The organism is Microbacterium sp. UBA837, assembly GCF_002296025.1.
Lineage (GTDB): Bacteria > Actinomycetota > Actinomycetes > Actinomycetales > Microbacteriaceae > Microbacterium.
Genome location: NZ_DBHD01000176.1, coordinates 1 through 9,365 on the forward strand (window position 1 = coordinate 1; position 9,365 = coordinate 9,365).

The following is a 9,365-nucleotide window of genomic DNA, read 5'->3' on the forward strand; positions in this document are numbered from 1 at the left end:
CTCATCGATCTGCTCAACAAGCGCGTCCGCGCCATCGACGGCGTCGTCGCCACCGAGTCTTTTGTCTACCTCCGCCTCGTGAAACAGCTCTACGACTGGGGCACGCAGTGATCGCACCCCGCGCCGCCGCTACCGCGCCCCGAAAGGACCCGTCATGAACTCCCCCGCCGATCTGCAGAAGAAGGCCCAAGACCACCTGTGGATGCACTTCACCCGCCAGTCGGTGCTCGACAGCTCCGGGGTGCCCGTCATCGTGCGCGGCGAAGGCCACCACATCTGGGATGACCGCGGCAAGCGCTACTTCGACGGCCTCTCCGGCCTGTTCGTCGTCAACGCGGGCCACGGCCGCAAGCGGCTCGCTCAGGCTGCTGCGAAGCAGGCCGAAGAGCTCGCGTTCTTCCCGCTGTGGTCGTACGCGCACCCGTCGGCGATCGAGCTGGCCGACCGCCTGGCCGACGAGGCACCCGGCGACCTGAACCGCGTGTTCTTCACGACCGGCGGCGGCGAGGCCGTCGAGACAGCCTTCAAGCTGGCTAAGCAGTTCTGGAAGCTGCAGGGCCAGCCCCTCAAGCACAAGGTCATCTCGCGCTCGATCGCCTACCACGGCACCCCGCAGGGGGCCCTGGCGATCACCGGCATCCCGGTCATGAAGGCTCCGTTCGAGCCCCTCGTCCCCGGCGCTTTCCGGGTGCCGAACACCAACGCCTACCGCGCCGAAGAGGCCGGGTTCGTCTGGGACGGCGAGGGCGACCGCCTCGAGGCTTTCGGGCGTTGGGCTGCTGACCGCATCGAAGAGATGATCCTGTTCGAAGGCCCCGAGACGGTTGCCGCGGTCTTCCTCGAGCCGGTGCAGAACTCGGGCGGATGCTTCCCCCCTCCCCCCGGCTACTTCCAGCGCGTCCGCGAGATCTGCGACCGCCACGACGTGCTGCTGGTCTCGGATGAGGTCATCTGCGCGTACGGCCGCATCGGCCACACCTTCGCCTGCAATGCGTACGACTACGTGCCCGACATCATCACCTCGGCCAAGGGCCTCACCAGCGGCTACTCGCCGCTGGGCGCAACCGTGATCTCGGACCGGATCTACGAGCCGTTCCGCCACGGCCACACCTCGTTCCTGCACGGTTACACCTTCGGCGGGCATCCGGTCTCGGCAGCTGTCGCGCTGGAGAACCTCGCGATCTTCGACGAGGAGGGCCTGAACGAGCGCGTCCGCGAGAACTCACCCCTGTTCCGGGCGTCGCTGGAGAAACTGCTGGACCTGCCGATCGTCGGGGACGTGCGCGGTGACGGCTACTTCTTCGGCATCGAGCTCGTGAAAGACAAGGCGACGCGCGAGACGTTCAACGACGACGAGTCCGAGCGGCTCCTGCGCGGATTCCTCTCGGGCGCACTCTATGACGCTGGCCTGTACTGCCGCGCCGATGACCGCGGCGACCCCGTCATCCAGCTCGCGCCGCCGCTCACGATCGGACCTTCAGAGTTCGACGAGCTCGAGCAGATCCTGCGCGACGTTCTCACGCGCGCCGCAAGCCTGCTGTAGCGGATTCGAAAGCTGCGGATTCCGGCCACGTCGGAATCCGCAGCTTTCGCACGTGAAACCGTCGCGCGCGTTACTTGAAACGACAGATTCCTGTATCAAGTTTGTTTCGGACTGCGGATTGCGCTTGCCGCCTCGGGTGATGTCGTGACACGATCACTGACAATCCGTGCACAGCACGCATTCAGCTGATTGAGGTGACCGACTATGCCCGACCGTCCACTCCCCTCCGATCCGATGATCCGAGCGCTGATTTCGCAGGCCCGCGCAGCGCAGATCTCCCGTCGCGGCGTGCTCGCCGGCGCCGGTGCCCTCTCGCTCATGGGATTCCTCGCAGCCTGCACCGGCCGCGTCGGCGGTTCGGACTCCACGGGCGGCTCAGCGCTGACCGCCCCCGAGGACCTCTCGTCGAGCGTGAAGACCCTCACCTGGGCGAACTGGTCGTTCTACCTCGACGAGGATGACGACGGCAACCACCCGACGCTGCAGGCGTTCGAGGACCAGACCGGCATCACCGTCAACTACGACGTTGCGATCGACGACAACAACACCTACTTCGCGAAGGTCCGCGACCAGCTGGCGCTCGGCCAGGGCATCGGCGCCGATACGGTCTGCCTCACCGACTGGATGGCGAACATCTGGATCGCGTCCGGCTACACGCAGGCTTTCGACAAGGCGAAGATGCCCAACGTCTACGCGAACCTCAACCCGAGCCTGATGAACCCGAGCTTCGACCCCGGCCGCGCCAACTCGGTGCCCTGGCAGTCAGGCTTTGCGGGTCTCGCATGGAACACCGAGAAGCTCCCCAACGGCCTGGCATCCGTCGAAGACCTGTGGAACCCCGACCTGAAGGGTCGCGTCGGCGTGCTCAGCGAGATGCGCGACACCATCGGCCTCATCATGCTCAGCCAGGGCGTCGACATCTCGTCGGACTCGTGGGGCGACACCGAGTTCCAGAACGCGATCGACGTTTTCGCGCAGCAGGTCTCGGACGGCCAGATCCGCAACATCAAGGGCAACTCCTACGCCGACGACCTCATCAACGAAGACACACTCGCCGCGATCGTGTGGTCGGGCGACATCACCGCGATCAACGCGGAGGTCGGCTACGACAAGTTCGGGTTCGCCCTCCCCGACTCGGGCGGGACGCTCTGGAGCGACAACTTCATGATCCCGATCGGTTCGCAGCAGAAGACCAACGTCGAAACGTTGATCGACTACTACTACCAGCCCGAGGTCGCCGCCGAGGTCGCCGCCTGGGTGAACTACATCACCCCGGTCGTCGGAGCGCAGGAAGCGATGGCCGACATCGACCCCGAGATGGTCGATAACCAGCTCATCTTCCCTGACGAGGCGACGCTCGCGAACGCGTACATCTTCCGGGCGCTCAGCAACCAGGAGCAGGAGAAGTACAACGCCGAGTTCGAAGCCGTCGGACTCGGCGCCTGACCGGGCATGAGCACATCGACACCCGAGGCCGGCGCTGACCTCGAGCTTCGCGGCATCCGCAAGACCTTCCCGGGCTTCACCGCTCTGCACGATCTGGACCTGGTGATTCCGGCGGGTTCGTTCTTCGCCCTGCTCGGCCCGTCGGGCTGCGGCAAGACGACGACCCTGCGCATCGTCGCGGGGCTCGAGCGACCCACCGCGGGTTCGATCTCGATCGGCGGCAAAGACGTGACATCCGTGCCGCCGCACAAGCGGCCGGTGAACACGGTCTTCCAGAGCTACGCGCTCTTCCCCCACATGACGGTGCAAGAGAACGTCGAGTTCGGGCTGCGTCGGCGCAAGGTCACGGATGCTTCCAGCCGCGCTCTCGACGCCCTCAAGCTCGTCGAGCTCGACCACGTCGCGGGGCGCAAGCCCTCGCAGCTGTCGGGTGGTCAGCAGCAGCGTGTCGCGCTCGCGCGAGCCGTCGTCAACCGACCGGCGCTGCTGCTGCTGGATGAGCCCCTCGGCGCCCTCGACCTGAAGCTGCGTCGCCAGATGCAGTCCGAACTGAAGACGATTCAGGACGAGGTTGGGATCACGTTCCTGCACGTCACGCACGACCAGGAAGAGGCCATGACCATGGCCGACACCGTGGCCGTCATGAACCACGGGCGCATCGAGCAGATGGGTGCGCCGCAGGAACTGTACGAACTCCCGCGCACCGGGTTCGTCGCGAGCTTCCTCGGTCAGTCGAACCTGATCGCAGCGACCGTCGAATCGGCGGTCGGCGGCACCCTCGTGGCTCGCACGGCGGCCGGGGGCACACTCCGGATGCCGATCGATCGCGCCGTCTCGACATCCGGCGAGATCACCGTCGGTGTTCGCCCCGAGAAACTCATGCTCGCTGCCGAAGCGCCCACCACCGACGACAACGTCCTCGGCCCCGGTCGCATCACCGACCTCTCGTTCACCGGTGTGAGCACGCAATACACCGTCGAGATGCCGGGCATCGGACCCGTCGGGGTGTTCGAGCAGAACATGGTGTTCGGCTCGGTCTTCTCGGTCGGAAGCGAAGTCTGGGTGCGGTGGCGACCCGAGCACACCTTCGGGCTGGATGCCGACGCCCAGGCGGGGGCAGCCGAGGCCATCGCCGACAGCGAGGACTCCTAGCCATGGCGATGTCGGCGCTGGCTGTCGCCGATACGAAGAAGGCGTCGCCGCAGCGTCGCGCCAGCTGGGTGGCGTTCGCGCTGCTGCTGCCGGGGCTCGCCTACCTCGCGCTGTTTTTCGTCGTCCCGTTCGTGTCGCTGCTGATGACCTCGTTCGGCGTGAACGACACGTCGCAGTACGGCGCGTTCTACTACGCCTTCAACTGGCAGAACTACGTCGACGTGATCGCGGAGTACTGGCCCCAGTTCCTCCGCTCGTTCTGGTACGCGCTGCTGGCCACCCTCTTCGCGTTGCTGATCAGCTATCCGATCGCGTACTTCATCGGTGTGGTCCTGCGCGACAGGCCGCTCATCCGGAACCTGCTGCTGGTGCTGGTGATCGCGCCGTTCTTCATCTCGTTCCTGCTGCGGACCTTGGCGTGGAAGGCGCTGTTCGCCGACGAGGGACCCGTCGTCGGGTTCCTGCAGACGATCGGGCTCTTCGGGCCGCAAGATCACATCACGGGCACGGGATTCGCCGTCGTCTTCGGTCTGACCTACAACTTCATCCCGTTCATGACGCTACCGCTGTTCGCTTCGCTTGACCGGCTCGATACGCGCCTGCTCGAGGCGAGCTCCGACCTGTACGCCACGCCGGGGCAGACGTTCTGGCGGGTCACGTTCCCGCTCTCGCTCCCGGGCGTCGTGTCGGGGACGCTGCTCACTTTCATCCCGGCATCCGGTGACTATGTGAACGCCAGCCAGGCGTTCCTCGGAAGCCCGTCGACGACGATGATCGGAAACGTCATCCAGTCGAAGTTCCTCATCACAGTGAATTACCCACAGGCGGCAGCCCTCAGCATCCTGCTGATGGCCGTCATCCTCATCATCGTCGGCAGCTACGTGCGGCGCACGGGAACGGATGACCTCCTGTGAAAACGCAATGGACCGTGCGGTCCCGAATCCTCGGCATCTACGTCATCGCCGCGTTCGTGGTGCTGCTCATCCCGATCGCTTACACGTTCCTGTTCTCGTTCAACGAGACGACCCGCACCAACATCACCTGGAACGGGTTCACGATCGAGAACTGGCTCACCGTTTGCGAACAGCCCGAAGTGTGTGTGGCGTTCGGCAACAGCATCCTCGTCGGCTTTGTCGCCACGATCATCGCCACGACCCTCGGCACGATGATCGCCCTGGCACTGGTGCGCTACCAGTTCAAGGCCCGCGGATCGATCAGCCTGCTGCTGTTCCTGCCCATGGCAACCCCCGAGGTCGTCATCGGCGCCGGTCTTGCCGCCCAGTTCCTGACGATGGGCGTCGCGAAAGGCCTCGGCACGATCATCCTGGCCCACACGATGTTCTGCCTGAGCTTCGTCGTGGTGACGGTGCGGGCCCGAGCCCTCTCGCTCGACCCCTCGATCGAAGAGGCCGGACGAGACCTCTACGGCTCGCCGCGCCAGGTGTTCTGGCGCATCACGTTCCCGCTGCTGCTGCCGGGCATCATCGCTGCGGCGCTGCTGTCGTTCAGCCTCAGCTTCGACGACTTCATCATCACGTACTTCACGTCCGGCTCGGTGCAGACCTTCCCGGTCTACATCTACGTTGCGGCTCAGCGCGGCATCCCGCCGCAGGCCAACGTGATCGCGTCAGCGGTGTTCCTGCTCGCGATCATCGGCACGCTGGCGTACGGGATCGTGAACGCGCGCCGTGCGGCGGTTCGTCGGGGTCGCTGAGTGAAACGCCGAAGCTCCCCGCACCCTACTGGGCGTGCGGGGAGCTTCGGTGGTGTCGTCAGTTGTGGACTTCGCCGCGCCAGCCGCCGGTCTCGCGGCCGCGGTCTTCGATGAACGACTTGAAGCGCTCCAGGTCCATGCGTGCTGCTGCCTCATCGAGGTTGAGTCCGGCGCCCGCCTTCTCGATGAAGGTCTCGGGCTCCCACTCCATGCGCAATTCAACGCGGGTGCGGTCATCGCTCACAGGTGTGAACGCGACGCGTCCGGTGTGAACCCGCTCCCCCGTGCTCGCCCACTCGATGTGGTCGTCGGGAACCTGGTCGACGATCTCGGCGTCGAACTCGCGCTCGACACCGCCGATGCTGACCGACCAGTGTGTGAGGTCGTCGGTGGTCTGGGTGATGGAGTTCACTGATCCCATGAACTCGGGGAACTCCTCGAACTGCGTCCACTGGTCGTAGACGGCGCGGATCGGTGCGTCCACCTCGATGTCTGCGGTCATCGTGCTTGTCATGACGGTCTCCTTCATGGTCACCGTGCTGCCGGTCGCCGGATCGGCGATCGGTCGACGGCGACGATACGGATGCCGACACGAGTCGCTGAGGGGGTTGACAGCATCCGCGCCGCGGTCAGAATCACCGAACCGCCCTCGCCCCCATCGCGGCGGCGTAGCGTGAACGCATGCCCCGCCTCCGTCGCAGTCGCACCACAGAACCCGGGTTGCGGCGCGTGCGTCGCGGACGGGGGTTCGCCTACCTCGACGAATCGGGTGCGGCGATCACCGACGAGGCCACCCGCGAGCGGATCTCGGACCTCGCGATTCCACCCGCGTGGAACGACGTTTGGATCTCACCGCATCCCCACGGGCACATCCAGGCAACAGGCGTCGACGACGCCGGCAGGCGCCAGTATCTGTATCACCAGGTGTGGCGCGAGCGTCAGGATCGAGTCAAGTTCGAACGGATGCTGGACCTCGCCGAGACGCTACCGGGGGCCCGGCGCACGGTGACGCTCGATCTGCGATCCGACGGGCTCGGGCGCTCCCGCGTCCTGGCGACGGCGTTCCGGATGCTCGACACCGGGAGCCTGCGGGTCGGGTCAGAACGCTACGCGGACGTGCACGGCAGCTATGGCCTGTGCACGCTGCTGTGCGCCCACGCGAGCGTGCACGACGGTGAGCGCGTCGAGCTGCGGTTTCCGGGCAAGAGCGGTCAGCCATGGGAATCGGAGCTGACCGACCCCGACCTCGCTGCGGTGGTGCGAGCCCTGAAACGCCGCGGCGGGCGGGCACGATTGCTGGCCTGGCGCGACGGCGACGGCGAGGTGCACCCGCTGCACCCCGAGGAAATCAATGCCGACATCCGCCGACGCACGGGCGGCGACTTCACCGCCAAGGACTTCCGGACCCTGCACGGCACCGCGGCTGCGGCGCTGAGCCTTGCGAAAGCGGGACCGGTGGAGTCGCCGTCGCGGCGGGCGCGCATGGTCGCCGCGGCGATGCGAGACGCCGCGTTCGTCCTCGGCAACACCCCGGCGATCGCTCGCAGCAGCTACGTGGATCCGCGGATCGTGGAGGCCTACGAGCACGGCACGACGATCGACCCGTCGCGTCCGGCATCCGTGGAGTCGGAGCTGCGCGCGATGCTTCGGTGACGGTGCGCGTGCTGTCAGGCGACGAGTTCGGCCGCCCGGGGATCGTGACCGGCGATCACCTGAAGGCCCGGTAGCCGCTCGCGCAAAGCTGCGAACTGCCGCAGTGTCTCGCGTTGCTGCTTTCTGTCGCCCACGTCCGGAACGACCGCCTTCTCGATGAGGCTCGGATCGTAGGTTGCATCGCCCACGAGCAGGAGCGCGTTTCGTCCGTTGCTGCGGCGGACGAGCAGGCTCATCGACCCGGCGGTGTGACCCGGGGTCGGCAGGAGCGTCAGTGCGCCGTCGCCGAAGATGTCGTACGCGCCGGCGAAGTCGACGAGCGCTGCATCCTCGGACGGTGCGAACGTGACGGGCCGCCACTGAACAGCCGCATCGAGCAAGTGCTCGGCCAAGACGCCGTGCATGTGTGGGGACTTGCCCGTGAGCACGGCATGCTCCTGTTCGCTGACGAGCACCGGGATGCCGGCCGCGGCGAGCTCACCGACGTTTCCTGCGTGGTCATAGTGCAAGTGGGACACTGCGGCGAGGGTAAGTCGCTCGATCGGCACGCCGGCGAGCTCGAGCTGCTCACCCAGTCCCTGGCCGGGTGTCAGGGTCGAATCAACCTGCCGCGCGTAGACCGCGCCGACGAAACCGCCCGGAAAGTACTCGCGCGGCGTGTCGGCTGACGCTGGCGCTTGCCCGGTGTCCCAGAGAACCCAGCCCTGTTCGTGTTCAACGAGAACGACATTGACCGGCAACGGATCCGTCCATCGCCGCGACGTGAAGGTCCACCACAGCATGGGGGTGCCATTGCCGACGATGTTGTGCCGCCGCAGCCGCACCTCGCCGATGCTCAGAACCGATACACGCCCGACGCCGCTAGTCATGTGGTTCAGTGTGCCAGGTCGCTGTTTCGCGCACGGGGCGACGAGGTTCCGGCGTGTCAGTCGGCGAGTGTGCGCTCACGCATGAGCCTGCCGACAACCGGGACGATGATCACGATCACCGCGACGATGATCGCCGTGATCCCGATCGGGACGTCGACGAGGTCACCGAGCAGACGGGCGACGGCGAGCCATCCGAGCCCCCACGCGATCGACAGGACGGGAGCGATACGCCACCCGCCCGACGCCGATATGCCGAGCGCGACAGCGGCAACGACAATGAGCACGATGACTCCGACGACGGATGCCGCGCTCTCCCAGTCGGCGGGGACGGTCGCCGTGAGCGCCGCGGCGATGTTCGCGACGGTAGCAAGGGCCACCCAGCCGAGGTGCAGGCCGGTGACGACGTCGATCAGGATGCCGTCGAGCCAGCCATCGGCCGGCTCCCGGGTGCGGACCGCTCGAAGGTAGGTGATGACGAGCGCTGCGAGGAGCAGGATGATGCAGACCACGGTCGCCCAGACCGAGAGGAACTGCACGGTGACGAGCCAGAGCCCGTTGAGCACCATCGGGAGGGCGATGAGCCAGCCAAGGCTGCGCTGACGATCACGGGCGCGCTGCGACGGGAGCGCCTGCCAGATGACGTAGATCGCGAGGCCGAGATAAATCGGCGTCCAGATGGCGAAGGCCTCGGTAGCCGGCGTGAGGTAGGACGTGTCCGGCGAGAAGGACCCGCCCTGCGCATCCTGAATCGGCGTGCCGCCGAAGGCTCCGAGGCCGACGGCGTCGCCGATGATCATGAAGACGAAGGCCGCGATCACCAGGATCTGGCGGGTCACGTCGCTGCCGCGTGCTGATTCCGTCGCGCTCATGCCCCCCCGGTATTACGCACCTGCGGCCAGCGGGCCAGGTTCAGGCTGCGTTGGGGTAGAAGGTGGGGAGGTGTCGTTCGGGCTTCACGATGTACCGGCGCCCGTGTGGGGATACCCAT

Annotated in this window: 9 protein-coding genes and 1 pseudogene; 7 read left to right on the forward strand and 3 right to left on the reverse strand. The window is 66.4% G+C overall.

What is annotated here, in order from left to right:
* The 6 genes and pseudogenes from B3587_RS12650 to B3587_RS12675 form a co-directional block, all read left to right on the forward strand.
* Positions 1–111, forward strand: a pseudogene (locus tag B3587_RS12650) (AsnC family transcriptional regulator); the annotation flags it as partial.
* 43 nt (positions 112–154) lie between these two features.
* Positions 155–1,543, forward strand: a complete 1,389-nt coding sequence (locus B3587_RS12655) for an aspartate aminotransferase family protein (RefSeq protein WP_292729176.1) — start codon at positions 155–157, stop codon at positions 1,541–1,543.
* 204 nt (positions 1,544–1,747) lie between these two features.
* Positions 1,748–2,989, forward strand: a complete 1,242-nt coding sequence (locus B3587_RS12660; RefSeq protein ID WP_228178534.1) for an ABC transporter substrate-binding protein — start codon at positions 1,748–1,750, stop codon at positions 2,987–2,989.
* A gap of 6 nt (positions 2,990–2,995) precedes the next feature.
* Positions 2,996–4,141: an ABC transporter ATP-binding protein gene (locus tag B3587_RS12665; RefSeq protein ID WP_292729179.1), complete on the forward strand. Its 1,146-nt coding sequence runs from the start codon at positions 2,996–2,998 to the stop codon at positions 4,139–4,141.
* Positions 4,142–4,143: 2 nt separating this feature from the next.
* Positions 4,144–5,055 (forward strand): ABC transporter permease, encoded by a 912-nt coding sequence (locus B3587_RS12670; protein ID WP_228178532.1) that lies wholly within the window; start codon positions 4,144–4,146, stop codon positions 5,053–5,055.
* 14 nt (positions 5,056–5,069) lie between these two features.
* Positions 5,070–5,855 (forward strand): ABC transporter permease, encoded by a 786-nt coding sequence (locus B3587_RS12675; RefSeq protein WP_228178531.1) that lies wholly within the window; start codon positions 5,070–5,072, stop codon positions 5,853–5,855.
* Between the two features lie 58 nt (positions 5,856–5,913).
* Here B3587_RS12675 and B3587_RS12680 read toward each other — a convergent pair whose 3' ends face one another.
* The gene (locus tag B3587_RS12680; RefSeq protein WP_228178530.1) at positions 5,914–6,369 is read right to left on the reverse strand and encodes an SRPBCC family protein; all 456 of its coding nucleotides are present in this window, start codon (positions 6,367–6,369) and stop codon (positions 5,914–5,916) included.
* A gap of 167 nt (positions 6,370–6,536) precedes the next feature.
* On the opposite strand from B3587_RS12680, the gene B3587_RS12685 reads away from it, so the two are divergent.
* Positions 6,537–7,508: a DNA topoisomerase IB gene (locus B3587_RS12685; RefSeq protein WP_228178529.1), complete on the forward strand. Its 972-nt coding sequence runs from the start codon at positions 6,537–6,539 to the stop codon at positions 7,506–7,508.
* 14 nt (positions 7,509–7,522) lie between these two features.
* Here B3587_RS12685 and B3587_RS12690 read toward each other — a convergent pair whose 3' ends face one another.
* Together B3587_RS12690 and B3587_RS12695 are read right to left on the reverse strand one after the other, a co-directional pair.
* Positions 7,523–8,377 carry an N-acyl homoserine lactonase family protein gene (locus B3587_RS12690; protein ID WP_292729185.1) on the reverse strand — a complete coding sequence of 285 codons (855 nt, stop codon included), beginning with the start codon at positions 8,375–8,377 and terminating at the stop codon, positions 7,523–7,525.
* Positions 8,378–8,433: 56 nt separating this feature from the next.
* A complete protein-coding gene (locus tag B3587_RS12695) occupies positions 8,434–9,246 on the reverse strand; it encodes a TspO/MBR family protein (protein ID WP_228178527.1) in 813 nt (270 codons plus the stop codon).
* Positions 9,247–9,365 lie beyond the last annotated feature (119 nt).